Raw genomic sequence first — 342 nt, forward strand, 5'->3', positions numbered from 1 at the left:
CTGCTTGCCGACACCGAGGTCGACGACCTTGGTGACGGGGTTGTCCTTCAGCCCGACGCGCTTGAGCAGCTCGGCGGCCGTCAGGTTCGTCTTGTTCCAGTCGATGAAGCCGCCCTTGGACTGCTCGTTGCCGAGGAAGATGTTCTCGGCGATCGACAGGAAGGGGCTGAGCGCGAGCTCCTGGTGGATGATCACGACGCCCGCAGCCTCGGAGTCGTTGATGTTCGCGAACCGAACGGGTTCGCCGTCGAGCAGGATCTCGCCGTCGAAGGAGCCGGCCGGGTAGACACCCGACAGCACCTTCATGAGCGTGGACTTGCCCGCGCCGTTCTCGCCGCAGAT

Annotated in this window: 1 protein-coding gene; it reads right to left on the reverse strand. The window is 64.6% G+C overall.

What is annotated here, in order from left to right; translation table 11 throughout:
• Window positions 1–342: ATP-binding cassette domain-containing protein (locus tag BIU89_RS12110; RefSeq protein WP_139179069.1), on the reverse strand; the 342-nt coding region annotated here is incomplete at both ends.

This window comes from Curtobacterium sp. MCBA15_005 (assembly GCF_001864855.1).
Taxonomy (GTDB): Bacteria; Actinomycetota; Actinomycetes; order Actinomycetales; family Microbacteriaceae; genus Curtobacterium; species Curtobacterium flaccumfaciens.